21 protein-coding genes are annotated in these 25,656 nt (G+C 61.9%); 15 read left to right on the top strand and 6 right to left on the bottom strand.

Translation table 11 applies throughout. The features are described 5' to 3' along the window. Nucleotides 1-115 precede the first annotated feature (115 nt). The 3 genes from garL (at nucleotide 116) to R8871_RS37000 (ending at nucleotide 4,316) form a co-directional block, all read left to right on the top strand. Nucleotides 116-916: a 2-dehydro-3-deoxyglucarate aldolase gene (gene garL / locus R8871_RS37010; RefSeq protein WP_175054853.1), complete on the top strand. Its 801-nt coding sequence runs from the start codon at nucleotides 116-118 to the stop codon at nucleotides 914-916. 32 nt (nucleotides 917-948) lie between these two features. Continuing rightward, nucleotides 949-1,842: a 2-hydroxy-3-oxopropionate reductase gene (locus tag R8871_RS37005; protein WP_246288025.1), complete on the top strand. Its 894-nt coding sequence runs from the start codon at nucleotides 949-951 to the stop codon at nucleotides 1,840-1,842. Between the two features lie 278 nt (nucleotides 1,843-2,120). Continuing rightward, nucleotides 2,121-4,316: a glycoside hydrolase family 28 protein gene (locus R8871_RS37000; protein WP_175054851.1), complete on the top strand. Its 2,196-nt coding sequence runs from the start codon at nucleotides 2,121-2,123 to the stop codon at nucleotides 4,314-4,316. 161 nt (nucleotides 4,317-4,477) lie between these two features. Here the strand turns inward: R8871_RS37000 and R8871_RS36995 are convergent, their stop codons facing one another. Then, nucleotides 4,478-5,770: an MFS transporter gene (locus R8871_RS36995; RefSeq protein ID WP_175054850.1), complete on the bottom strand. Its 1,293-nt coding sequence runs from the start codon at nucleotides 5,768-5,770 to the stop codon at nucleotides 4,478-4,480. 29 nt (nucleotides 5,771-5,799) lie between these two features. After that, nucleotides 5,800-6,627, bottom strand: a complete 828-nt coding sequence (locus R8871_RS36990; protein ID WP_175054849.1) for an NAD-dependent epimerase/dehydratase family protein — start codon at nucleotides 6,625-6,627, stop codon at nucleotides 5,800-5,802. 480 nt (nucleotides 6,628-7,107) lie between these two features. On the opposite strand from R8871_RS36990, the gene R8871_RS36985 reads away from it, so the two are divergent. Then, on the top strand, nucleotides 7,108-7,584 hold the full coding sequence (locus tag R8871_RS36985) for a DUF2867 domain-containing protein (RefSeq protein WP_246288023.1): 477 nt from the start codon (nucleotides 7,108-7,110) through the stop codon (nucleotides 7,582-7,584). A gap of 88 nt (nucleotides 7,585-7,672) precedes the next feature. On the opposite strand, the gene R8871_RS36980 is transcribed toward R8871_RS36985, so the two are convergent. Next, the gene (locus R8871_RS36980; protein WP_175054847.1) at nucleotides 7,673-8,494 is read right to left on the bottom strand and encodes an alpha/beta fold hydrolase; all 822 of its coding nucleotides are present in this window, start codon (nucleotides 8,492-8,494) and stop codon (nucleotides 7,673-7,675) included. Nucleotides 8,495-9,106: 612 nt separating this feature from the next. Here R8871_RS36980 and R8871_RS36975 point away from each other — a divergent pair. The 6 genes from R8871_RS36975 to R8871_RS36950 all read left to right on the top strand — a co-directional run bounded on the left by R8871_RS36975 (nucleotide 9,107) and on the right by R8871_RS36950 (nucleotide 13,802). Further along, on the top strand, nucleotides 9,107-9,439 hold the full coding sequence (locus R8871_RS36975) for a type II toxin-antitoxin system RelE/ParE family toxin (RefSeq protein WP_175054846.1): 333 nt from the start codon (nucleotides 9,107-9,109) through the stop codon (nucleotides 9,437-9,439). After that, nucleotides 9,426-9,713: a helix-turn-helix domain-containing protein gene (locus R8871_RS36970; RefSeq protein ID WP_175054845.1), complete on the top strand. Its 288-nt coding sequence runs from the start codon at nucleotides 9,426-9,428 to the stop codon at nucleotides 9,711-9,713. The genes R8871_RS36975 and R8871_RS36970 overlap by 14 nt, the downstream gene beginning before the upstream one ends. A gap of 382 nt (nucleotides 9,714-10,095) precedes the next feature. Continuing rightward, nucleotides 10,096-11,508: a cytochrome ubiquinol oxidase subunit I gene (locus tag R8871_RS36965; protein ID WP_175054844.1), complete on the top strand. Its 1,413-nt coding sequence runs from the start codon at nucleotides 10,096-10,098 to the stop codon at nucleotides 11,506-11,508. Between the two features lie 24 nt (nucleotides 11,509-11,532). Then, the gene (gene cydB, locus R8871_RS36960) at nucleotides 11,533-12,537 is read left to right on the top strand and encodes a cytochrome d ubiquinol oxidase subunit II (RefSeq protein ID WP_097396922.1); all 1,005 of its coding nucleotides are present in this window, start codon (nucleotides 11,533-11,535) and stop codon (nucleotides 12,535-12,537) included. Next, nucleotides 12,512-12,703 (top strand): hypothetical protein, encoded by a 192-nt coding sequence (locus R8871_RS36955; RefSeq protein ID WP_175054843.1) that lies wholly within the window; start codon nucleotides 12,512-12,514, stop codon nucleotides 12,701-12,703. The genes cydB and R8871_RS36955 overlap by 26 nt, the downstream gene beginning before the upstream one ends. 340 nt (nucleotides 12,704-13,043) lie before the next feature. Then, nucleotides 13,044-13,802: a response regulator transcription factor gene (locus tag R8871_RS36950; protein WP_175054842.1), complete on the top strand. Its 759-nt coding sequence runs from the start codon at nucleotides 13,044-13,046 to the stop codon at nucleotides 13,800-13,802. Between the two features lie 82 nt (nucleotides 13,803-13,884). Here the strand turns inward: R8871_RS36950 and R8871_RS36945 are convergent, their stop codons facing one another. After that, nucleotides 13,885-15,726, bottom strand: coding sequence for an ATP-binding response regulator (locus R8871_RS36945; RefSeq protein WP_175054867.1), 1,842 nt, complete (start codon nucleotides 15,724-15,726; stop codon nucleotides 13,885-13,887). 268 nt (nucleotides 15,727-15,994) lie between these two features. On the opposite strand from R8871_RS36945, the gene R8871_RS36940 reads away from it, so the two are divergent. From R8871_RS36940 to R8871_RS36930, 3 genes are all read left to right on the top strand, one after another. Continuing rightward, entirely contained in the window at nucleotides 15,995-16,786 is a 792-nt protein-coding gene (locus tag R8871_RS36940) for a hypothetical protein (RefSeq protein ID WP_175054841.1), read from the top strand. A 212-nt stretch (nucleotides 16,787-16,998) separates the two neighbouring features. Next, the gene (locus tag R8871_RS36935; RefSeq protein WP_175054840.1) at nucleotides 16,999-20,409 is read left to right on the top strand and encodes an alpha/beta fold hydrolase; all 3,411 of its coding nucleotides are present in this window, start codon (nucleotides 16,999-17,001) and stop codon (nucleotides 20,407-20,409) included. Nucleotides 20,410-20,612: 203 nt separating this feature from the next. Beyond that, a complete protein-coding gene (locus tag R8871_RS36930) occupies nucleotides 20,613-21,395 on the top strand; it encodes a substrate-binding domain-containing protein (protein ID WP_175054839.1) in 783 nt (260 codons plus the stop codon). A gap of 63 nt (nucleotides 21,396-21,458) precedes the next feature. On the opposite strand, the gene R8871_RS36925 is transcribed toward R8871_RS36930, so the two are convergent. Then, entirely contained in the window at nucleotides 21,459-22,883 is a 1,425-nt protein-coding gene (locus R8871_RS36925; RefSeq protein WP_175054838.1) for an FAD-binding oxidoreductase, read from the bottom strand. After that, entirely contained in the window at nucleotides 22,880-23,869 is a 990-nt protein-coding gene (locus R8871_RS36920; protein ID WP_175054837.1) for an isopenicillin N synthase family dioxygenase, read from the bottom strand. The genes R8871_RS36925 and R8871_RS36920 overlap by 4 nt, the downstream gene beginning before the upstream one ends. A gap of 275 nt (nucleotides 23,870-24,144) precedes the next feature. Here R8871_RS36920 and R8871_RS36915 point away from each other — a divergent pair, with 275 nt between their 5' ends. Together R8871_RS36915 and R8871_RS36910 are read left to right on the top strand one after the other, a co-directional pair. Further along, the gene (locus R8871_RS36915; protein WP_175054836.1) at nucleotides 24,145-24,972 is read left to right on the top strand and encodes a transporter substrate-binding domain-containing protein; all 828 of its coding nucleotides are present in this window, start codon (nucleotides 24,145-24,147) and stop codon (nucleotides 24,970-24,972) included. Nucleotides 24,973-24,999: 27 nt separating this feature from the next. Then, entirely contained in the window at nucleotides 25,000-25,650 is a 651-nt protein-coding gene (locus tag R8871_RS36910) for an amino acid ABC transporter permease (RefSeq protein WP_175054835.1), read from the top strand. Nucleotides 25,651-25,656: the final 6 nt, after the last annotated feature.

Raw genomic sequence — 25,656 nt, 5'->3', positions numbered from 1 at the left:
AGATGTACGACGACCTATAACATTTCATTCAGTAAACGTCGGAGCTTGCCCGCCTATCTGTCAGCTTACCTGCCAGGTTACCTGCCCGCTTAATTGCAGCTCGAGGAGACACCCCATGACAGCCGCCACGCCTTACCAGCCTTTACCCAATAGCTTTCGCCGTGCGGTCTGCGGCGGCGAAACCCTGATCGGCTGCTGGGCTTCGCTTGCCAGCCCGATTGCTACGGAACTGCTAGGCATTGTCGGCTTCGACTGGATGCTGCTGGACGCCGAGCACGCACCGAACGACGTTCTGACGCTGATCCCCCAGTTGATGGCGCTCAAGGACAGCCCAAGCGCGCCCGTGGTGCGCCCGCCGGCCAACGACAGCGTGTTCATCAAGCGGCTCCTCGACAGCGGTTTCTCGAATTTTCTGGTGCCGTTCGTCGATAGCGCCGAAGACGCGATGCGCGCCGTCGCTGCGACGCGTTACCCGCCTCAGGGTATCCGCGGCGTCTCGGTGAGCCAACGAGGCAATCGCTATGCGACCGTCGCCAATTACTTCGATATCGCCAACGACAACGTCTGCGTCATCGTTCAGATTGAAAGCCACAAGGCGGTCGATAATATCGACGAGATTCTTGCCGTAGACGGCGTCGATGCGGTTTTCGTCGGACCGTCCGATCTCGCGGCTGCCTATGGCCACATCGGCAACCCGAACCATCCCGACGTGCAACAGGCCATCGCGCGCGTCTTCGAGCGCGCACAGGCGGCCGGCAAGCCGAGCGGCATCCTCGCGCCCGTGCAGGCCGACGCGGAGCGCTATCTCTCGATGGGCTGCCGCGTCATCGCGGTCTGCGCCGATATGGGGTTGCTGAAAGCCGCCGCGCAGACCGTTCAAAAACATTTCATGCAGAAACAGGCGGACCGGAAGTAAGGACGGCCGCCATGACATCTCCGGAGATTTCCATGCAAAAAGCAGGCTTTATCGGACTCGGCATCATGGGCAAACCCATGGCCGCCAACCTTCTCAAGAACGGCGTCGCGCTTGCCGCGTTTACGCGTAGCGGCGTACCCGAAGACCTCATCCAGGCCGGCGCCGTTGCGTGTGACAGCCCGGCCGCCGTGGCCGCGCATGCCGACGTGATCTTCGTCATGGTGCCGGATACGCCGGACGTCGAACGCGTGCTGTTTGGCGAACACGGCCTCGCCGAGGCTCTGCGTCCAGGACAGACGGTGGTCGACATGAGCTCGATTTCGCCGATGGCCACCCGCGACTTCGCAGCGCGCGTGCGTGAACGCGGCGCGGACTATATGGATGCACCGGTTTCAGGTGGCGAGGTCGGCGCCAAGGCCGGTTCGCTGACCATCATGGTGGGCGGCGAACCCGCAACCTTCGATAGCGTCAAGCCGCTCTTCGACATGATGGGCAAGAACGTCACGCTAATCGGCGCTGTCGGCGCGGGCCAGGTGTGCAAGGTGGCCAATCAGGTGATCGTCGCCGCGACGATCGAGGCCGTCGGCGAAGCGTTGTTGCTCGCCTCCAAGGCCGGGGTCGATCCGGCGCGTGTACGCGAAGCACTGATGGGCGGTTTTGCGTCCTCGCGCATTCTCGAAGTGCACGGTGAACGGATGACGAAGCGCACCTTCGACCCGGGCTTCCGGATCGAGCTCCACCAGAAGGATCTGAATCTCGCGCTCTCGACGGCCCAGGCACTCGGCGTCTCCTTGCCGAACACGGCCACCTGCCAGCAGCTCTTCAACGCCTGCGTGGCGCATGGTGGCAAGGCATGGGACCACTCCGCCATGGTGCGCGCGCTCGAAATACTCGCCAATCACGAGATCGGCCAGAAGACCGCCTGAACCTGTAAGGCCGCGAGGCCGATCCGCGGCGCCGTTCCCGCTTGCTCTATGCAAATAGAGAAGATGGAACGGTGCACGCCGCATTAGGCATCCTCAGGAATCTTCTCAGCAACCAGATCACACTCATCAATAAAGTTTTATTACAAATATTAAGGATGACTGACGGCCATGCAAACGGGTTCGATATTCGCCGCTGATTCAAGCGACGGATTGAAGAGTCATGGCCCATTGAAAACTGACGATCACTTACAACGCCCGCAAAGGGCAAGGAGACATCCGTGGCATCTAAAGATAAAAACAACGGCAAGCCGGCGACATCGAGAATCCGCGGCCAGGACGAACCAAACTCACCTGAACGCAGAGCGTTTATCGTGCTCGCAGGAACCTCCGCGGGCGCAACGCTGCTGGGCGGACTGTCTGCCTGCGGCGGTAACAGCGGCTCCTTAAGTTCCACGACACCCGTGTCGACTACGCCAACCGTGGCGACGGACCCAATCTGGGGACCAACCGGCCAGGCAACGGCAATTATCAACAAGCTTGCCGGCATCACCGCGTCGACGTTCCCTGCGGTTGATTTCCAGGTGACAGGCTACGGCGCACGGACGCTGCCGGCGTCCGCTTTGATCCAGGCCAGCGCGTGGCCCGGTGGCGCGATTTCATGGGTGACGGGCTCGCAGGCCGCAACGTCGCCGCAAAGCCCCGGCTCGAACGTGATGGTGCCGTGGGATATGACGGACACGGTCTACGATTCGTGCTCCCCGTTCAATGCAGCGATTCAGGCCGCGCATGCGGTGGGCGGCGGCCGCGTGGTGGTGCCTGCCGGCAATTGGTACTGCGGCGGTCCAATCGTTCTCCTGAGCAACGTAAACTTCCATTTGAGTTCCGGCTGCACGATCTATTTCAGCCCAAACCCGGCTGACTACGCGAAGAACGGTCCGTACCCGACTGCAAACGGCAATCTGTACTGGACGCGCTGGCAGGCCAACGACTGCCTGAACTTCGGCTCGCCGATCTATGCATACCAGCAGAACAACATCGCGCTGACCGCCGACGACAATACGTGCGTCCTCAACGGTCAGGCAATGACGCCGATGCAGTTGAGCACCAAGCCGCCAACCTCGTGCTGGTGGACATTCAAGGGCACGAGTAGCGCATACGGTTACGTGAAACCGGCTTCGGGAGGCACACCGGTTTCGCAGGCCGACGCGAACACGGGCACCACCTCCTACCCGGCCAACGCCGCCACCTACCCGGCCAGCACGGCCCTGACGAGTCTGCCCGCGGCCCAGGTCACGAATCCGCAGGCCAGCGTGTCGTTCACGAATCAGGATGGCACGACGACGACGCTGATGAATCTGCTCACCGTTTCGGGCTGGAATCAGGACCAGAACTACCTGCCCGCGCTGTCGGAACTCGGCGTGCCGGTTGTTAATCGCGTCTTCGGCCTCGGTCACTTTCTGCGTCCGTGCATGGTCGAATTCATCGGCTGCACCAACGTGCTGCTGCAGAACTACCACACACAGAACACGCCGTTCTGGCAGCACCATCCGACCGATTGCACGAACGTGGTGATCGACGGCGTGTTTGCCGACAGCATCGGCCCGAACAACGACGGCTTCGACCCGGATGCGTGTAACAACGTGCTGGTGCAGAACGTTCAGTTCAATACCGGTGACGACTGCATCGCGATCAAGTCCGGCAAGTGCCTCGATACGGAGTACGGCCCGATGCAGAACATCGTGGTCCAGAACTGCACGATGCAGAGTGGCCACGGCGGGCTCACGATCGGCAGCGAAATGAGCGCGGGCGTGGAAAACGTCTACGCGCGCAATCTGACGATGCAGAACGAGAACTGGGCGACCAATCCGCTGAATATCGCGCTTCGCTTCAAGACCAACATGAACCGTGGCGGGTTCATCAACAACGTCTGGATCAATGGCGTGACGTTGCCCAATGGCGTGAATCTGGCTGGGAAATACGGCGGCGGCGCATTGGGCTCGAGTGTTCCAGGTTCGGTCGCCGGCACGGGCACGGTCGGTCTCGCGGCAAACCCGTCTACCGGACAGGGCGGGCTGATCACGTTCGACTGCGATTACAGCCCCTCGGGCGATTCGGTGCGCTGGAACCCGGCGACGATCAACAACGTCAACATCACGAACGTAAACGCGACCAACGTGTCGGGCACGGTGAGCTACGCAATGCCTGCAGGCTTCTCCGCGACGTCGGCTTCCTGCTTCCAGGCGATCGTCGCGCAGGGTCCGGTGGCTGCGGACTACAACGGCCCGCTACCCGTGCCGACGGTGCAGCCGATTACCGGCGTGACGATCTCGAACTGCAACCTCGGAACGCCGATCTGCGTGGGACCGGCAACGACGACTACGCCAGGGCCGGTCTTTGTGAGCAACGTGAAGGCCATCACGCTGAGCAATGTAGTGATCGGCGGCGTCACGTATAACAGCTCGCTAGTAGGCTGATGGGCAAACGGTCTCCGGCATGCGTCATGCCGGAGACCGCGCGACGGCCGTCGATCAGCGCTAAGCGTTAAGTCTTAAGCGCGAAAAAACAAATGGCGGCGCCCTTGGGCGCCGCCATTTTCACTACCGGGCGCGATTCGCGGCCCGGGCCTAACCGTGACTCACTTGGCCGCTACACTCGCCGCCGCCCAACGCGGGTCGATTGTCTTATCACCACTTCGTGCCAGCAGGCACACCACAGCCGCCGCGATGATGTCGAACACAGCCAGCACCACGAACAACGGGCTGTAGCCAATCTGCGTGACCAGCACGCCGAACAGCGCCGTGAACGCCGCCGCGCCCAGGTAACCCGCCATGCCGCCCATGCCCGTGGCGGTAGCGACTTCGTTCTTGCCGAACATGTCGGAGGTAATCGCGTACAACGCACCCGACAGGGTCTGGTGGGCAAAACCGCCAACGCACAGCAGCGCGACGGCCGCATAAGGACTCGCCACCAGTCCGACGCAAGCCGGCCCGATCATGCAGAGTGCGCCAACAACGAACACCATCTTGCGGGACGTGAACAGCGAGACCTTCGCATACTTATGAAACAGCGGGCTGAGGTAACCGCCAAGCACGCAGCCGATATCTGCGGCCAGAAAAGGCATCCATGCGTACAGCGCGACTTCCTTCAGGTTCATGTGCCGCTCGGTCATCATGTACAGCGGAATCCACGCGTTGAAGGTCTGCCAGGCCGGCTCGGAAAGAATCCGCGGAATGCCGATTGCCCAGAAATCGCGGCTGCCGAGCATGGAAGCCCAACTGCGTTTGACCGCACCGGCGTCGCTGTGCTTTGCCTCCTGTCCGCTGAGGATGTAATCGCGCTCGGTGTCGCTCAACAGCTTCTGTTTCTGCGGGTGCTTGTAGAGCAGCATCCACAGCGCGCTCCAGACAATCCCCGCCACGCCGACGATCAGGAAAGCCCATTGCCATTGACCGTGCAACAGCGCCCAAACCACCAGCGGCGGCGCAAGCAGCGCACCGACGGACGAGCCGATATTGAACCAGCCGATCGCAACGGAACGCTCCTTGGCCGGAAACCACTCGCTCGTCGCCTTGACGCCGGCCGGGATGCCCGCCGCTTCGGCGATACCGAGCACGCCGCGGAAGAACGCCAGGCTGCGCCAGCCCGTCGACCATGCTGCGGCGGCACACGCCAGCGACCAGGCCAGCGCGAACGCCGCGAAGCCGATCTTGGTGCCGACGGTGTCGAGTACATAGCCCGCGACCGGCTGCATGAATGCATAGCAAAGCTGCCACGCCACCACAACATGCGAATACTGCGCGGTCGTGATGTTGAGGTCCTTCATCAGCGTCGGCGCCGCCACCGACAACGTATTGCGCGCGAGGTAATTGATGATGAGCCCAGCCGCGACCAGGCTGACCATCCACCAGCGGATGCCCTTGATTTTCATGACTGTGTCTCCTCGTATTCCTTAACCAATCAGGACGGCCGGCCTGCGGTGTCTTTGCTCGCCGCGTCGTCGCGCGAGTAATCGATGCCGACGAAGCTGCCGCCCTGGTAACGCTGACCCAAGGCATCGAGCGGATTCGGCCGAGCCAGGATTTCCTCGGCGTAGGCTTCAGCGTCCTGAGTCGGCCGATAACCGAGACGCTCGGCGCCGCTGTTGTCCCACCAGCTACGCGTGTTGGCTGACACGCCCCACACGGTGATGAAGCCGATGTCTTCTGCCTCGACACAGCGGTCGAGGAAATGCAGCAGGTCGCGATGACCGAACCAGGTACTCAGGTGTCGCGGCTCGGTCGGCCGCTCAAGGCAACTGCCGATGCGCACGCAAATACTCTCGATGCCGTGCTTGTCCCAATACATTCTTGCCAGTGCTTCGCCCCACACCTTGCTCAGGCCGTAGAAACCGTCCGGGCGCAGTGCGCAGTCGAGACTGAGATGATCGGTGACCGGATACATGCCGATCGCGTGGTTCGAGCTGGCAAACACCACGCGTCGAACGCCTTGCCGGCGCGCGCCTTCGTACACCTCGACCAGCGCGCGCAGGTTGTTATCGATGATTTCAGGCAGCGGACGTTCCACGCTCGTGCCGGCGAAGTGAATCAGCACGTCGACGCCCTCTAGCAGGCGATCGACGACGGCGGGGTCACGCAGGTCGCCGTGCATCACGTCCTCGCCCTCGACCAGCGGCGCGAGGGGCTTCGAACCCGCCGCCGAACGCAAGGGGATGCCACGGCCGACCAACGCCGTCCGCACTACCGAGCCGAGCTGGCCGCCGGCTCCACTCAAGGCAATCTTCTTCATAAGGATCCTTTACAGCGCCGCGCGCGATAAGAGCCGGAGGACGGCTAGCAGTCGAGCCGTGGCGGCAACGGGCTGGAACCAGCCCTTAGTTGTACGACAACGTACTATCTTCGATTCCAAAGTGGATTTCAACCAGGCATTTACCCGTACTGGCTTTAGCTGCGGAGCTATTTATCTTTTGCAAACAAGCACATACGTTATATCGAATTTATGTGACGTCGTATAACTTGATCCGTAGGTTCGTGCCTGATCCTGCGTCATCCAGCGCACACCGCTGGTTCGCGCAATGACACCGATGCTTGAGCGCGCGCCGTCGAGCACGCGTAGACTTAACGCGCATGTGCGCGATTGAACTGCGGCGCTCCGCGGCGAAGTCGCCCTTTCCACTGCGGTCTCTTTTCTGCGCAACACCTTCCTATGCCAGATGCCAACCGTTCTGTGCTTTCCGTTGCCGTGCCGGCCGAATCCGGCGTGGCCCGCATGTACGATGCCCCGGACCTCGCTGACGCGTACGCCGTCCGCTTGCCAGACAACGCAATCGACGACCCGGAATTGCTCGCGCGCTTTATGTTCGCCCATCAGGCGAAATGGATAGCGAAACTGCTGGGGCTGCGCGATGCGTTAGTCGCCCGCTTCGGACTCAAGACGTCGAAGCAGTTGCGCATCGCGAATCCACCCGGCTCAAGGGATCGGGTCGACTTCTTCCGCATCTACACGCGCAGCGCACGCGAGATCATTCTCGGCGAGAACGACAGCCATCTGGACTTCCGGCTTTCGATACTGCAGCAAACGCGCGATACGCACGAAGGCAGCGCGCGCTATCTGATTCTGTCCACAGTCGTGCACTGTCACAACGGGCTTGGGCGTTTTTATATCCTCGCCATCACTCCGTTCCACCGGCTGGTGGTTCGCTCGACATTGCGCCGAGCGGCGCGCATCGGCTGGCCAACTGCCTGAGCGGCGACCGCCGTACACAGGTACGAGTGCGGCCAGCGCGAGGACGGAACAATCGCCCCTCGCCAGCCGCACTTGCCAGATCAACGCATTACGAACCGATGAACTCCAGCAGATCGGCGTTCACCTTGTCCGCCTCCACCGTGCACATGCCGTGCTGCCCGCCCGGGTAGACCTTGAGCGTGGCGTTCTTCACAATCTTCGCCGTCTTGCGGCCTGCGGCATCGATCGGCACGATCTGGTCGTCGTCGCCATGCAATACCAGAGTCGGCACGTCGATCTTCTTCAGGTCCTCCGTGTAGTCGACTTCGGAGAACTGTTTGATGCAGTCGTACAAGCCCTTGATCGATCCGACCATGCCTTGCGCCCAGAACGAATCGATCACACCTTGCGACACCTTCGCGTTCGGCCGGTTGTAACCGTAGAACGGCAACGCCAGATCCTTGAAAAACTGCGAACGATCCGCCTCGACGCCCTTGCGGATGCCGTCGAACACGTCGATCGGCGTGCCTTCGGGATTGCCCTCCGTCTTGAGCATCAGCGGCGGCACTGCGCCGATCAGCACGGCCTTTGCCACACGTTTCGTACCGTGACGGCCGATGTAGTGCGCGACCTCCCCGCCTCCAGTTGAATGGCCGACCATCGTGGCGTCCTGCAGGTCAAGGTGTTCAATCAACGCGGCGAGATCGTCGGCATAGGTATCCATGTCATTGCCATCCCACGTCTGCGCCGAACGGCCATGGCCGCGCCGGTCATGCGCGATCACGCGAAAGCCTTTGCCGCCGAGGAACAGCATCTGCGCGTCCCACGCATCCGCGGACAATGGCCAGCCGTGCGAGAAGACAACCGGGCGTCCTTTGCCCCAATCCTTGTAGAAGATTTTCGTACCGTCTTTCGTGGTGATCGTGCTCATCTATCGACTCCTTCTGGATGAAGTCTGCCGTCACCGGCAGGTGGATGAAGCGTGACGCTCAAACCGGTCGGGCAGCACAAGCCGTGCCGCCCAACAAAAACCGTGAACAGCGAATGCAGGACGAACTCGACGCGCGTGAATGGAGCATGCGAGGGAGCGACCAGTCGATGCACGATGAGACGCTTGCTCCAGCATGACACGGTCTGCAACGCATTTTGATGACGGGCACACGAAGAACCAGTCGGTTCACGTGGTGTTCGAAATGACTATCAGGAATGAAACAGGATGGCGATGCGGCGCTCATCCATTTCGGGCATGTGATGACGCTGAAGGAGCCGCCGGTTAGCTGCTTGCATGGTAGAAGCAAACTAGCCTGCTGACTAGCTAACCGGCTAATAGAAAGTCGGCGCGAACGGCGTTATTGTCGGATGGTGACGAATGACCCTGGTTGCGCCAACGCCGTTGTAACTGCTCATCGCAGTCCTGCTTTCGCCCTCTTCCTGTCGTTCGAGTTCCTGCCAGGCAATGCTCCCAGTTTTTGCTGACTTACAGCAACAAACTGCGAGGTGAGTTGCTTGTGTATAAATAACATATTTGTTATCATCGAATCCAATGGCATTTACGATCGACTTCTACAACGAAAAGGTCAAAGTGAACGTTGCCTCCTTGCCGAAAACGCTGCTTGCACGTTTCATCGCGCTGGCCGATCGCATGGAGGAATACGGGCCGAATCTCGGCGACCCGCACACCGCATCAATGGGTGGTGGCTTGTTCGAAATGCGCCTCAAAGGCGCGGAGGGCATCGTGAGAGTGTTCTACTGCTCGATCGTGGAACGGAAAATCGTCATGCTTCACAGCTTCGTGAAGAAGTCGCAAAAAACGCCGCGTAACGAACTGGACCTTGCGCGCAAAAGACTGCTGGAGATCAGAAATGGCAACCTATAAGGCAATGCGCGAGCGGGCGCTCGCCGACGCCGAAGTACGCGCCGAATACGAGCGGCTGAACCGCGAAGAATTCGCGTTGCTCGATCAGATGCTCGCCGCGCGCCGCGAAGCCGGCCTGACGCAGGCGCAAGTCGCCGAGCGCATGGGCACGAAAGCACCGGCCATCACCCGGCTGGAACGGGCACTTGCGTCGGGGCAGCATTCGCCTTCCATCGACACGTTGCGCAGATACGCGGCCGCGTGTGGCAAGCAGCTGTTTATTTCGATCGCCTAGACTGCATCCCGCCGCATTGAGCGCTCGTGCCACCTATGGTGGCGATCGCTGACTGACCTGACTGGAATGCGTCATCCGCAGCGCAGGACTTAACCACGAAGACGCCGGAGCCGCATTGCTGCAGCGCGGTCTATTGCCGCAGTTTCGCGCAGACCACGAGAGACGCCCGCAAGAACACATTAAGGAAAACTTGATACCTATCAAGGCTTTGGCGTCTCAAAAACGAAAACACGCGCAAAACAACGCGGTTTTTTGACGCACGTCGCATCGCAGCAAAAATTGTCCTCATCCCCTACTCTTGCGCCATCTGCCCAGCGCAGTGCGCACCGACAACGGTCGACGCGCGTAGTCCGCCCTCACGGGCGTCACGACCTTCACGCTCATGAACTCCGCAATTTCGGCCTTCGATCTCGCCCGCATCCAGTTTGCGTTCACCGTTTCGTTTCACATTGTTTTCCCGGCGCTCAGCATCGGCCTCGCCAGCTTCATCGCCGTTCTCGAATGGCGCTGGCTGAAAACCGGCAAGGCGTACTACAAAGATCTTTGCCTGTTCTGGTCGAAGATCTTCGCAGTCGCCTTCGGGATGGGCGTCGTGTCCGGCGTCGTGATGAGCTATCAGTTCGGCACCAACTGGTCCGGCTTCTCCAGTTTCGCCGGACCGATCACCGGACCGTTGCTGATGTACGAGGTCATGACCGCATTCTTCCTCGAAGCGGGCTTCCTCGGCATCATGCTGTTCGGCTGGCAGCGCGTGAGTCCGCGCGCCCACTTCGGCGCCACGCTGATGGTGGCGATCGGCACGCTGATCTCGACCTTCTGGATTCTCGCGTCCAATAGCTGGATGCAAACACCGCAAGGCTTTGAAGTCGTGAACGGCCACGTCGTGCCGCTCGACTGGTTCAAGATCATTTTCAATCCGTCGTTCCCGTACCGGCTTGCGCATATGGCGCTCGCGGCATTCATTGTCGCGGGGCTGGTGGTGTCGGCGGTGGGCGCATGGCATCTGCTACGCGGCCGGCGCGATCCCGCGGTCAAGAAGATGTTCTCGATGGCGCTCTGGCTGCTGCTGATCCTCACGCCGATCCAGGCATTCGTCGGCGATCAGCATGGTTTGAACACGCGCAAATATCAGCCGGCCAAGATCGCGGCGATCGAAGGTTTGTGGGAAACCGAGAAAGGCGGCACCGCGCTGAACCTGTTCGGCATTCCGGACATGCAGGCGGAGACCACGCGCTATGCCGTATCGATTCCGCACCTCGGCAGCCTGATCCTCACGCATAGCTGGGATGGCGAAATTCGCGGCCTGAAGGAATTCCCGCCGCAAGACCGGCCGAACTCGACGGTGGTGTTCTGGAGCTTTCGCATCATGGCCGGACTCGGCGTGCTGATGATCCTGATGTCGCTGGCCGCATGGGCGCTGCGCCGCCGCGAACGCCTGTTCGAAGCGAAGTGGTTCCAGCGTGTCGCAGTGGCCATGGGCCCGACCGGCTTCATCACGTTACTGGCGGGTTGGGTCACCACGGAAGCCGGCCGTCAACCGTGGGTGGTGTACGGCGTCATGCGCACCTCGCAGGCAGTATCGCCGCTCACCACACAGCAGGTCGGCATCTCGCTGATGGCTTTCGTGGTCGTCTACTTCCTCGTGTTCGGCACCGGCATCTACTACACGCTCAAGCTGATGCGCTCGGGTCCGGCATTGCCGGGACAAACACCGCACGGCGTGCCTGAGCATATGTCGAATCAGACCGCGCGCCGCCCGCTGTCCGCCGCCGATCACATGATCGACGCCGCCTAACCTCATCCGCAGAAGAGAAAGAAAATGGACGTAACCGTAGCGTGGGCCGCGATCATTGCGCTGGGCCTATTCATGTATGTGGTGCTGGACGGCTTCGATCTGGGCATCGGCATCGTCTTTCCGTTCTTCCCCGATGAGAAAGAACGCGACCTGATGATGAACACCGTCGCGCCCGTGTGGGACGGCAACGAAACCTGGCTGGTGCTCGGCGGCGCCGCACTGTTCGCGGTGTTTCCGGTGGTCTACTCGACCGTGCTGTCCGCGCTGTATCTGCCGCTGATCTTCATGCTCGTGTGCCTGATTTTCCGCGGCGTGTCGTTCGAGATTCGCGCCAAGGCGAAACGCACGAAGCATTTGTGGGACCTCGCGTTCATCGGTGGTTCGGCGGGCGCAACGTTCTTTCAGGGCATCGTGCTGGGTGCGTTCCTGCAAGGCATCCCGGTGATCGACGGCGGCTATGCGGGCGACGCCTTCGGCTGGCTCACGCCGTTCAGTCTGCTGACGGGACTCGGTCTGGTGATCACCTACGCGTTGCTCGGCTGCTGCTGGCTGGTCGCGAAAACCGAAGGCGATCTGCAACGCCGCCTGCATCGCGTCGTGTGGCCGCTGACGCTCGTGCTGCTCGGCTTCATCGCAATGGTCAGCCTGTGGACGCCGCTGCAAGATCCGAATATCGCGCAACGCTGGTTCCACGACAATCTGTTCTATCGCCTGCTGCCGGTACCGTTCCTCGTCGCGATCTGCGCGTTCTTCATGCATCGTGCGGTACGTGCGCGGCATCACAACACGCCGTTCGTGCTGGCGCTGCTGCTGGTGCTGCTCGGTTACGCCGGGCTGCTGGTGAGCTTGTGGCCGTATGCGATTCCGTCGAGCATGACGCTCTGGGAAGCCGCTGCGCCGCGCTCGAGCCAGATGTTCACGCTAGTCGGCGCAGCAGTGATTCTGCCGGTCATCATCGCTTATACGACGATGGGTTATTGGGTATTTCGTGGCAAGGTGCGTCATGGCGACCAACATCACTATCACTAAGAACACAGGCAACAGCGCCGCCCGCGACTCGTCTCAAACGCCGCGGCGCAGGCTGCCCGGCTGGCTGTGGTTCGTCGCGCTCTGGTGCTTTGGCGTAGCCTCGGCGATGTCGCTCGGCTTCGCGTTCAAGCTTCTGATGAATGCGACGTTATTCGCAATCAAGTGAATCATGCGCTTGCCTAATTTCATCTGGTGCGCATAACCTGCGGATTCCCGCGTGCACGGCTTCAAAAATTGCGCCGTGCGACTCGTCTTCGTAACAAGCCGGAACCTATGCGCGGGAGACCTACCTTACACATAATGCTGGTGCTTCGAACCAGCCGGCGATTACATAAATAGATGTTCATTCGTGCGGCAAGCCGGAGGGCGCGCCGCACCACCGATCGGCATATGATCGCGGGGTAGCCGGCAATGACGCGAATCGAGAATAGAAGTAAAACGGGAAGTAGAGCCAGAAGCACGACCGTGGCAGTCCACAACGCGCAGTCCCGACTCGCGGAGACATCATGAAGTTTCTTGTGGCCGACGACCATGAACTGATCCGGCAAGGCGTCAAAGGACTATTGCGCGGGCTCGATCCCGACGCGCAATTCGACGAAGCCGATAGCTGGGAAACCCTCGCCGCCGCCGCGCGGCCCGACGCCGACCACGACCTCGCCATCGTCGACCTGCATATGCCAGGCATGACCGGCGCGTCGTCGCTTGAGGTGCTGCTGAAGGCGAACCCGGCGTTGCCGGTCGTCGTGCTGTCCGCCGAAGAGTCGCCCGACGAAATGCGCGCGGTGCTGGCTGCCGGCGCGCTCGGCTTCGTGCCCAAGCGGCAACCCGCCAGCGTCATGCTCAAGGCAATCGAGCTGGTATTGTCGGGGGGCGCCTATGTGCCGATGGAGGCGCTCAGCCTGCTGGGTTCGCGCGAGACGCAAGCCGCACCCGTGCGTGCCGAAGCGCCCGCCGAGCTTGCAGCCCATGACGCCGGGCACGCTCCGACTCAGGGCAGCGCCGCGCTCACGGAACCGATCACGCAAATCCAGGCGCTGCAGCCCCATCAGCAACATCTGCTGGAGAACCTGTCGCCGCGGCAGCAGGACATCATGCGGCTGGTGCATCGCGGCTGGACCAACAAGATGATCGCGCGTGAATTGGGCGTCGCGGAAGGGACGGTCAAGGTGCATCTGTCTGTGATCTTCCGGGCGCTCGGCGTACACAACCGGTCCACGGCGATCGCCGTGATCAACGGCTGGCTCGAGGCCGGGAAAACCCTGTAATAGCGGATCAACGATAGGCGGCCGTAAAGCGTTCGCGCCGACGGCCGCCCGTCTGCTCTTACGATTCGCTTTGGGATGATCGCTACGCCTTCGCCCAGCTGCCCGGTTCACGTCCGCCGTCGCTGGTGCGCAGATCCAGCGCAGCCGCCGCTCGCCCCTTATCCAGTTCCGCCTGCTGCCACAGCATTTCCAGCGTGCGCCGCAAACGCGCCGGCGTAACCGGTTTGTGCAGCACCGGAATGCCCTGCAGGGCCAGCGCCGCCAGCTCGGCCGAGGCCATATCGCCCGTGATCAGCAAGGTCACCACGCCGTCGTGGCCCGCACGCCCGAGCATATTGCGCACGGCCGAGAGCGCTTGCGCGCCGGTTCGGTGATTGGCCAGCTGGTAATCGCATAACACGGCATCCGGCACGAAGCCGTCTTCCAGCGCGACCAGCGCGTCGACCTCGTCGCGTGCGCCGCGCACGATGCAACCCCAGCGCCCCAGCAGACTGGTGAGGCCTTCGAGTATCGACGGTTCGTCGTCGATGCATAGCACGCGCCGCCCTTGCGCCGACGGTCCGCCCGCCACCGCTTCGTTCAGGCTCGCGACAATTCCGCCGGCGTCGCCCGCCTGCACCGGAAAGCGGAACACCGAGCCACGGCCCGGCGCCGAGCGCAGTTGCAACTCGCCGCCGAGCATTTCGACGAGGCGCCTCACCGTCGGCAAGCCCAAACCGTGCCCTTGACGCGCGTCGCGCTGCGGATTGGCAACCTGGTAGAACTCTTCAAAGATGCGCTCGTGTTCCTCGGCCGGAATGCCGATGCCGGAATCGCGCACCTCGATATAGCCGCCCGAACGACGCCCAGCGCGGCGATAGCCGACCCAGATCGCGCCTTCCTCCGTATAGCGCACCGCATTCGAGAGCAGGTTGCTCAGCACGCGTTCGAGCAGAACCGGATCGTCATGCAGGACCACCGAGGACGGCGCGATCCGCAGCGCCAGCCCCTTGGCCGCGGCCTGCGGACGGTACTGGCTGCCGACCCGCTCGAACAGTTCCGACAGCCGGAAGTGCAAGCGGATTACCTGAGTCACGCCACTTTCGAGCCTCGCGAGATCGAGCACCTGGTTGAACAGCTGATTCAACGCCTCGACGTTATAGACGATGTGCTGAGCCGTCCTGGCATGCTGCACGGGCGTTGCCGCCGAGTCGTTGAGCGAAGCCGCCAGCAATCCGATCGCATGCAGCGGCTGGCGCAAATCGTGGCTCGCGGCCGCAAAAAACCGCGTTTTGGCAAGACTGGCTTCTTCGGCGACCCGCTTTTGCGCCGCCAGCGACTCCGCCAGATACTGCTGATCGACGCGCGCCTGCACGACCTGCTGGAACAGCTTGCGATAACTCAGCGCATAGACGTTGATCGCGCAGAAGAAGAACGCGAGGACGATGGCGAGAATGGTGCGGTCGAACGTATGCGTGCCGAAATGCAGCACGATCGCCGGAAACAGCAGAAACGGAATTGCGGTCGAAAAGTTCAACAGATCGAAGCCGTTCGACATGAACACGCCGGCCGCCAGCGTGACGAGCATCACCGTATGCAGCAGCGGCAAATCGGTTTGCGGGCTCTGGAACGCGAACCACACAGCAAGCCCCGGCGCGCTGTACAGCAGCACGCCGCGCAGCGCATGCAGGTTGATCCAGCCGCGCGGCGTCGCGAGATGCGGGTAGCGGCGATTGCAGATCCATAGCGCGAGGCCGCCGCAATTGGCGGCCGCATAAAACCCGAAACACGCGATGAACAACGGCGGCGACGGCACGTTCGGCCAGTAGATCGCCACCAGCACCGCAATCGAGAACCAGTGCGAAAAGAAGGCGATGGGATCTTGCGCGTACAGCACGCGCACAAGGTCTTCGTCGATTGCACGCTGGATTGGATCGGCCCGCATCATGCGGTCTCCTTTGTCGACCGGAGTTGGCGCTTTAACGCTTACTCCGGTCCCATGCAACTTGGTTGCTCGGCACGGCAGATTATGCTGGCCGGATGGTTTACCCGGCAGTTTACCCATCAGCTACCACTTAATCCATATAGGCGAAGCGCCCGCCGGAAACCATACTGGCTTCACATTCCAGCGCGGCTCAAAAGTTCCAGCACCCCTTCATTGCCTGCAGTCGAGGCTCCCCGCGCTCATTGCCTAACCCTTTATGGAGGTTTTCATGGGCGCAGTTCCGAGCCACGCGTTCGTCCGCAATCTCGACGATGCGATTCTGCCCGACCTGTGGCGTCGGCGTACCCAGTTGTCCGCCGACGAGATGGTCTCGATGGTCGATCTGGTCAAGCGGGCGCTACGCACCTATCACCCGCTTGAACTGCAGGCGCTCGGTGAAGACAAGGAAGAACTGGTCGCGCAGTTCATCTACGCGAAAGTACTGCGTCTCGCGCCCGGTCACACGGAAACGAATGCCTGCGCCGACAGCGCGCCGTCCAACGGCTACGCCCTGTGTGCGTATTTTCGCCGCTACCTGATCGACTGCCTGCGCAGCGCCGGCCATCAACGCAACGTGTCGATGGAAAACGAAGGCATGGCGCAGGAAATCGATCTGCACGCGCAAGCGCTGGAAGACCCGGTCGAAAGCGTGTTGCTGCAATACGGCCTCGACGAACAACGCGTGCGGCTTGCGGCACGGACTTTTATCGACAGCCTCGACGAGCCGGAGCGCATCGTGCTGGCCGGCAGCCTCGGCTGGTGCTCGGAAGGAAAAGGCGGCCTGTCGGCCGTCGCTGCTCAGCATCGTGTGCCCTCCTATCACTATCGCGCCGTCAAACTTGGCGTCACCATGAAAAAGACGGCCGGGGCCGACGAATTTTCCAATACCAAGATCGGCCGCTGGCTGATCGACGTGCTCGGCATCGAGATCGATCTCGACAACCGCGCGGCGATTCTGATCGCCTTGAACCTGCTTGCCGCCGAATCGAGCGACAGCGAAATGAATGAAGTAGCCGCCTAAAAGCGCAACGACAGACCGGCGTCGGCAGACGGCGGCTTTTTCCCCTTCCCAGAAATTGGGCACGCCCCACGCAAGTGTCGCGCGCCACGTACGATGCGCCTTTTTTTGTCATCGCGCACCGCCTACGATAAAAAAGCCGCAGCCGCACGCCGTCTTCCTTCCGAAGTCCGGGTTCCCCCACCCGGCATTCCCTTCCTGACGAGGTGGTCTGAATGAACCGCTTATCAAGCGCCCTGACAGCAATGCAGTCGCATTACGACGTGGTGGTGGTGGGATCGGGATATGGCGGGGCAATTGCCGCGAGCCGCATGGCGCGTGCCGGCAAAAACGTGTGCGTGCTGGAACGCGGGCGCGAATTCATGGCCGGCGACTATCCGCGCACGCCGATCGAAGGCGCCACCGAGGTGCAATACAACACCGCCCTCGCGCAAATCGGCTCGCCGCTCGCGCTGCTCGAAGTGCATGTGAATGAAGACGTGAATGCAGTGGTGGGCTGCGGGCTGGGCGGCACCTCGTTGATCAACGCAAATGTCGCGCTCGAAGCCGAACCGCGCTTATGGGACGACGGCCGCTGGCCGGCTGCGCTACGCGCCGACAAGGCCGGACGCGACAAGGGCTACGAACTGGCGCGCGCCATGCTGCAGCCGTCGGCGGTATCCGGCGATTTTTTGCAGTTGCCGAAACTGCTGGCGCTGAAAAAGTCGGCACAGGCGCTCGGCATGGAAGATCGCTTTTACCCCCCGCCGGTCACGGTCACTTTTGAGGACCGCGTCAACGCTGCGGGCGTCGAGCAGAAAGCCTGTGTCGGATGCGGCGATTGCAACTCGGGTTGCAACTACGACGCGAAAAATTCGACGCACATGAACTACCTGCCCGATGCGGTCGCGCACGGCGCCCATATTTTCACGGGCGCAGCGGTGCATTCGGTGTTGCGCGACGCCGCCACGCAAAAGTGGATCGTGCGCTTTCAGGAAGTGAAGCTGGGCCGCGAGAGTTATGACGCGCCCGATCTGTTCGTCAGCGCCGATGTCGTCATCATGTCGGCCGGTACGATCGGTTCGACCGCCCTGCTGTTGCGCTCGCGCAAGGAGGGGTTGAGCGTGTCGGACATGGTCGGCCAGCACTTCACGGGTAACGGCGACGTGCTGGCCTTCGCGTACAACACCGAGGACGTAATCAACGGCGTCGGCTGGGGTGCGCACAAGGAGGGGGACATCCCGCCGGTCGGACCAACGATTACCGGCATCATCGATCACCGCAACACCGCTAACGTGACCGACGGCTTCGTCATCGAAGAAGGCTCGCTCGCCGGGGCGGTCGGCGCCGCGCTGGTCGGCCTGCTCGGTGGCGCCGCGCCATTCGAAGGCGTCGACATTCCCGCGCCGCACGACGCCGAAGAACCGTTCGGCTACGATGCGCGCGTGGTCGAGAGCTTCCTGCGCGGCCCCTATCACGGCGCCCTCAATCACACGCAAACCTACCTCGTGATGGCGCATGACGACGAAAGCGGCCAGATCAGCGTGAACGACAAAGGCAGGCCGCGCATCGCCTGGCCGAACGCCGGCAAGCAGCCCATCTTCCAGACCGTCGAAGAAACGCTTGAGAAGGCGCAAACCCCGCTCGGCGGCAAATACATGCGCGATCCGATCTCGACCAGATTGCTCGGCAATCAGATTGTCACCGTACATCCGCTTGGCGGCTGCGGAATGGGCGAGGACGCGACGCGTGGCGTCGTCGATCATGAGGGTCGAGTCTTTAGCGGCACGAGCGGAAATGCAGTGCACGAAGGCCTATATGTAATGGACGGCGCGGTTATGCCGATGTCGCTCGGCGTTAATCCGCTGCTGACCATTTCCGCGCTGGCGGAACGCAATTGCGCGCTGCTCGCCAACGCGCGAGGCTGGAACATCGATTACGAGGCCAAGGGCACGGCCGCGACACCCACGCCCCAGAAGATCGGCCTGCGCTTCACCGAAACGATGATCGGCACGTATACGCCGGCCGTGGCGGGTGAAGCCGCCACCAGTCCGATCCAGTTCACGCTGACGGTGGAATCGGACGATCTGGCCGATATGCTGAGCAATCCGCAGCATCTGGCCCACACCACGGGCACGCTGACCTGCCCCGCGCTCTCCACGCAGCCGATGACGATCACGGACGGCACCTTCAACCTGTTCGTCGTCAACGAATCGGATGTTGACGAGCGCAACATGAATTACCGCATGACGCTCAACTCCACGGAAGGCAAGACGTACTACCTGACGGGACAGAAAATCATCACGCGTACGTCGCCGATCAATCTATGGGACCAGACCAACACGCTCTACGCCGAACTGCGAGATTCGGCGCAAGCGGATGCGCCCGCGATCGGCAAAGCAACGCTGATCATTACGCCCGAGAATTTCCTCAAGCAGCAACGCACGCTCGAGGTCACCAACACCCCTGACCTGACGTCGCGCCTTGAATGGACCCTGAAGTTCGGCAAGTTTTTCGCGGGTGTGCTGTTCACCGAATACGGCGGCGTGGCCGCGCCCTTGCAGTTTTATGATCCGAAGGCCGAGCCGCGCCTCAAGCGCGCGCTACGTGCGCCCGCGCCGCAAGTCGTCTTCTTCGACACGGCCGATGGGACCACGCTTCGACTCACGCGCTACGCCGGGCCGCCCGACAAACCGCTGCGCCCCGTCCTGCTGATCCACGGCTCGGGCGTGTCGAGCCGGATCTACTCAACCGATCTGATCGGCACCAATCTGGTGGAATATCTCTGCGCGGCCGGCTACGACGTGTGGCTCGTCGATCTGCGCGTCAGCATCGAAATGCCGAGCGTGATGGTGCCGACCAATGTCGACAAGGTCGCTCGCGAGGACATTCCGGCCGCGGTGGCCAAAGTGCGCGAGTTGACCAACATGCCGGACATTCAGGTGCTGGGCCACTGCATGGGTGGCCTGGCGTTGACCATGTCGTTGCTGTACGGCCTGAAGGGCGTGCGCTCGGCGGTCATCTCGCAGGTCTCGGCGCATCCGGTGCCGGGCACGCTGGAAAAGATCAAGTGCGGGTTGCATGTCCCGGACATCATGCAGCATCTCGGCGTGCTCGATCTGACCGCCTTTACGGAGCACAGGTCGTGGCCCCATAACCTGCTGGATGAAGCGTTGCGGCTCTACCCGCTCAGTCATAAACAGGGCTGCGGCAGCCCCATCTGCCACCGGGCAACCTTCCTTTACGGCCTGCTCTACGAACACGAGCAGCTGAACGAGACGCTTCATTCGAATCTGCAGGAACTGCTCGGCGTGCACGACGTATCCGTCTTCAAGCATCTCGCTGCAATGGTGCGGGCGGGCAAGGTCGTCGATGCCGATGGCCGGGACGTCTATCTGAGCGGCGCGGACGGCATGACGGGGCTGGACGGTTTGCGCCTGCCGATCGGCTTTATCCATGGCGAGAAAAACGAAACCTATCTGCCGAAGAGCACCTTACTGACCTATGACATGCTGGTCGAGCACTGGCCCGATCAGCCGTATGAGCGGCATCTGATTCCCGACTATGGACACATCGACTGCATCCTCGGCAAGAATGCGGCGGTGGATGTCTATCCGGTAATCGCGCGGTATCTGAATGCGCATTGACGGCGCTTGAGCGTAGCGTTGCGATTGGGTCGAGCCAGAGCATCCCGTAAGCGCGCGCAAGTATTGCGCGCCGCTCGCTGTGCCGGCGCTGGTTCAGGTGTGGTATGTATAAGGCCGGCGAGCCGCCACGTTTTGTGGCCGGCTCGTCTGGCCTCGTGAGCCGATCACGCCTTTATTCCCATCAGACCGCCACGCTTATCCGGATGAAAACCTTCTTTCAGACCATGTTGACTGCCGGGCTGCTGGCCGGCACCGTTGCAACGGCACAGGTAGAGGCCGCCGAACTCCACGTCATGAGTTCGGGCGGCTTCACCGCCGCGTATAAACTGCTCGGCCCCAAATTCACCGCGTCGACGGGCAATACGCTCGACACCATACTCGGGCCTTCGATGGGCAAATCACCCGAAGCCATTCCGAACCGGCTCGAGCGCGGCGAGCACGCGGACGTCGTCATCATGGTCGGCTACGCGCTCGACGATCTGATCAAGCAAGGCAAGGTGATTCCCGGATCGCGCGTCGAGCTCGCCGATTCCCGCATCGGTATGGTCGTGCGTAGCGGTGCGCCGAAACCGGATATCAGCTCGGTCGATGCGCTGAAAGAGACCTTGCTGCACGTCAGATCGATCGCCTACTCGGACAGCGCGAGCGGTGTCTATATCGAGCGGGAGCTCTTCAGGAAGCTCGGCATCGAGGATCAGGTGAAAGCCAAAGCGAAGATGATTCAGAAGATCCCGGTCGCCTCGGTGGTCGCCAATGGCGATTACGAAGTGGGATTCCAGCAGGTCAGCGAGTTGCTGCCGGTGCCGGGCGTCACGTTCGTCGGAAAGATTCCTGAGTCAGTGCAATCCATCACGCGATATGCCGCGGGCATCCCGGTGAGCGCGGAGCATCCGAAAGAGGCGAAGGCGTTGCTCGACTATCTCGCCTCACCCGCTGCGCAACCGGAGGTCACGTCGACCGGAATGGATTCCGTGGCGACGCATTGACGAAACTGCCAGGGCGTAGCCGCGCGTTACGCCCGCGAACCGCTGGCGCGCGGCGCACCCTGCTCAAAACAGCTTGCCCGGATTCAGAATGCCGTGCGGATCCAGTGCATGTTTGATCGCGGCCATTGCAGCCAATTCAGCGGGCGAGCGCGAGATCGGCAAGAACTCCCGCTTGAGCGAACCAATCCCGTGTTCCGCCGATACCGAACCGCGCAACGGTCCCAGCATCTCGTAGACAAACGCATACACCGCGTGATGATCGACGCCGGGAATCGAATGGCCGTCGACGGTGAGATGCAGATTCGAATCGCCGATATGGCCGAAGAAATACGACACGTTGCCCGGCCAGCGCTGATCGAGCGCCGCGCGGCAACGGTCGACGAAGGCGCCGATCTCACCGATGGGCAGGCTCACGTCGAAGTTGATCGGATCGAGCCGCACCGGAAACTCCGCGGTGCATTCACGAATCGCCCATAACGCGCGGACATCGGCCACCGATTGCGCGATCACGGCGTCGCGGATCGCCTCTGAATCGAGCGCTTCGGTCAGTACGGCGGAGAAGCGTTCACCGTCGTCACTTGCGTCAAAGCTCGCGTGTTCGATCAGTGCATAGAGCGGGTGCGAATCGGCAAATGGCGAGCGCGTGCCCGTCAGCTTCACGCCGAAATCGTAGAAATCCGGCCACATGATCTCGAACGCGCCGATGTCGTTGCCAAAGCGCGTCGACAGGCGGCGCAGCAGGTTCACGGCGGCGGCGTAATCGTCGAGAGCGACGAGCGCCGTGTGGCGCGCCGCGCGTGGCGGATGGAGCCGCAACACCGCGCGCGTGATCACACCAAGCGTGCCTTCCGAACCGATGAACCAGTGTTTGAGATCGTAGCCGGTGTTGTTCTTGACCATCTTGCCGAGCGACGTCAGCACCTCGCCATTGGCGAGCACGACTTCGAGACCGAGCACCTGATCGCGCGCGGTGCCCGACTGGATCACGCGATTGCCGCCTGCGTTAGTCGCCAGATTGCCGCCGATCTGGCACGAGCCGCGCGCGCCGAGATCGAGGGCGAGTTCGAAGCCCGCTTCTGCTGCGGCTTCCTGCGCGGTTTGCAAGGTCGTGCCGGCACGCACGGTCAGCGTGGCCGACGCTGCATCGATTTCTTCGACCCCGGTGAGCCGTTCGAGCGACAAGGCAATATCCGTCGCGCGCGCAATCGCGCCACCGGCGAGTCCGGTCATGCCGCCCTGCGGCACCACCGGTTGATGCGCTGCGTGGCAAATGGCCAGCGCGCGCGAAACTTCTTCCGTGCTGCGCGGCAGAAGCAGCGCGGCGGGACGCGTCGGATCGTGGCGGGTCCAGTCGGTCATCGCGTGTTCGCCGATCTGCTCGCCAACGCGCACTGCGTCGGCGCCGAGCGCGGCGCGCAGCGCGTCTAGCGTTGCGGAAAGCGGCGCTGCGCTATGGGTTGCGCCGTTTGCCAAACTGTTATCTGTCATGCGGGGGTTCCTTGCGTTCCTTCAACTGCCCGTTTCTTGCGATAACCCATCGAATCGTTGATTCGCCCGAGGATGTAGTCACCCGCGGCGACCGGTTGGTACTTGAGTTCGGCATCGCTCGTACCGAGTTCGCGCGGGTCAACCGTTGCACCATACGTGGGATCATAGAACGTCGCGATCGAATAGCGCTCGCGCCCCGACGCATTGATCACGCGATGCAAGGTGGAGCGGAAACGATCATTGGTCCAGCGCGCCAGCAGATCGCCGACGTTCACCACGAAGCTGCCCTCGATCGGCGGTGCATCGACCCACGTATCGTTGGCGATCTCGCGCACCTGCAAGCCCCCCACCCGATCCTGCCATAGCAGGGTAATGCAGCCGTAGTCGGTATGCGGTGCGACGCCGAATTGATCCGCGTCCGATTGAGGCGGCTGCGGCGGGTAGTAGACCATCTGCGTGCGCTGCATCCGCTTCGTATAGCGCGGTGCGAAGAAATGTTCGTCGACGCCGAGACTCACGGCCACGGCACGCAACAGGTCAGCACCGCATGCGGCGACCGCTTCGTAATAGCCATAGAGCGCAGGCCGCAGTTCCGGCATGAAATCCGGCCAGTTGTTCGGCCCTCGCAGCGCCTGTCCGGCCTTCACATCGGGATCGTCCTCAGGCAACTCCAGGCCGATGCTGAAGAACTCCTTGTAGTCGGGGCGCTTGGCCTGATACATGGTGGCGTCGCCGAGCGCGTTGAAACCACGATGCCGTTGATTGACCGCCGCGCGCCGCTTCGTCTCCACCGGAAACGCAAAGAACGTGCGCGCCGCCTGTTCGGCCGCATCGATTGCCGCTTGCGGCACGCCGTGATTGACAATGTAGAAGAAGCCGATCGTCGTGCACGCTTCGCGGATTTCGTGCGCCACGCGCGTCAAAGCCTGCGGGTCGCCGGCACGCACGCCGGCAAGGTCGATGATCGGAATGCGGGTCACGGGCATTGCGTTGCTCCCTGATGGGCTAGTCAATTCAACCGACGAAAGAGGCTGATGAATCATTCGCGACAGGTTCGCGCGCCTCGTGCATTCCAGTTGTATATACCGCCAAAAGCGGACTCGCAAGTTGCTTTGCACGCCTTCACGTAAGGGCTTTTCTCTACTCGCGAGTTTATTTATTTCGCACGAAAACTGCGGTATATACTGCATCGCATGACTCGCGCCGGTCCCTGCTGACGAACCGCTTTCGCGCGACACCGCTTTGCCAACCGGAGAATCCCATGAGCATCCTTGCAGGCTGGAAGTGTCGTTTGATTATGCTAGCGTTGTGCGCGGCAAGCGTCACCGCTCACGCGGAAGACCAACTCGCCAAAGTGAAGAAAGCAGGCGAACTGGTGGTGGGCACCGAGATGCAGTTCGCGCCGTTCGACTTCCTTGAAAACGGCCAGCAAGCGGGCTTCAATAAGGACCTGTTCGCTGAGGTCGGTAAGGAAATGGGCGTGAAGGTGCGCTTCATCGACCTGCCGTGGCCGAGCGTGCTGCCGGGTCTCGAAGCCGGCAAGTTCGATATGGTGGGCGGCCCGCTGACGGTCACGAAGGCGCGCATGGAACGCTACACGTACACGCTGCCAATCGCGGACGCCACCGACGCGCTGCTCAAGCGCGCCAACGACTCCGCCGTCAAGCAATCGTCGGATATCGCCGGCAAGACGGTCGGCGCGGGCAAAGGCTCGGCCCAGCTCGATCAGTTGAAGGCCTACGTCGCCACCTTGCCGAAACCGCCTGAAATCCGCGAATACGTCGACAACAATCAGGCCTACGCCGATCTCGCCGCCGGCCGCATCGCAGCGGTCGCGAACTCGATGACCAATATCGCGTACGTCGCCAAACAACGCCCTGAAACCTTCGCCGTGGTGCAGCCGCCGTTTGGCGCAAAGGTGTACTTTGCTTACTGCCTGCGTAAAGACGCGGACAGCAAGCCGCTCGCCGACGCCTTCAACGCCGCGCTCGTGAAAATGCACAACGACGGGCGCCTCGCGACCTTGCAGAAAAAGTGGTTCGGTGTCGCAATGGATGCGCCTACGACGATGCCGGCGCCGAACTATTGATGCATTGATCTAGCGGGTGAGACGCTTATGTTCAGTACGACCGTCTTCCTCCAGGGCCTGCCGCTGCTGCTGCATGCGGCACTCGCCACCATCGGCATTTCGCTGACGGGACTCCTGATCGGTTTCTTCGTCGCGATCGGCGTGTGTGCGGCACGTCTCTCCCCGAAACGTTGGGCGCGCATGTTCGGCGGCGCCTATGTGTTCTTTTTTCGCGGGGTGCCGATGCTGGTGCAACTGCTGCTGGTGTATTACCTGCTGCCGTTCGCCGGGATCAACGTATCGCCCATCGTCGCGGCGATCAGCGCCGTGTCGCTGTGTTCCGCGTCCTATATCGCCGAGATTCTGCGCGGCGGCTTTCTCAGCATTCCGCCAGGGCATCTGGAAGCCGCGCGCATTCTCGGGCTGTCACCGCTCGATATGCTGCGGCGCATTCTGGTGCCGCAGGCGTTTCGCCTGACGCTGCCTTCGCTCGTCAACGAAATGGTGCTGCTGATCAAGGCTTCTTCGCTGATTTCGGTGGTGGGCGTGGCCGAATTGACGCGCACTGCGCAGAACATCGCGGCCAGCACCTATCGGCCGCTCGAAGCCTACGTCGCAGCCGGGCTGATTTACTTCGTGATCTGCGGCACGCTGGCGCTCGTCGCGCATGCCGCCGAATACCGTTTGCAGCACGCCTGACCCACC

This window comes from Paraburkholderia sediminicola, assembly GCF_902859805.1.
In the GTDB taxonomy this organism is placed as follows: Bacteria; Pseudomonadota; Gammaproteobacteria; order Burkholderiales; family Burkholderiaceae; genus Paraburkholderia; species Paraburkholderia sediminicola.
This window is presented reverse-complemented; position numbering and strand designations above follow the sequence as displayed.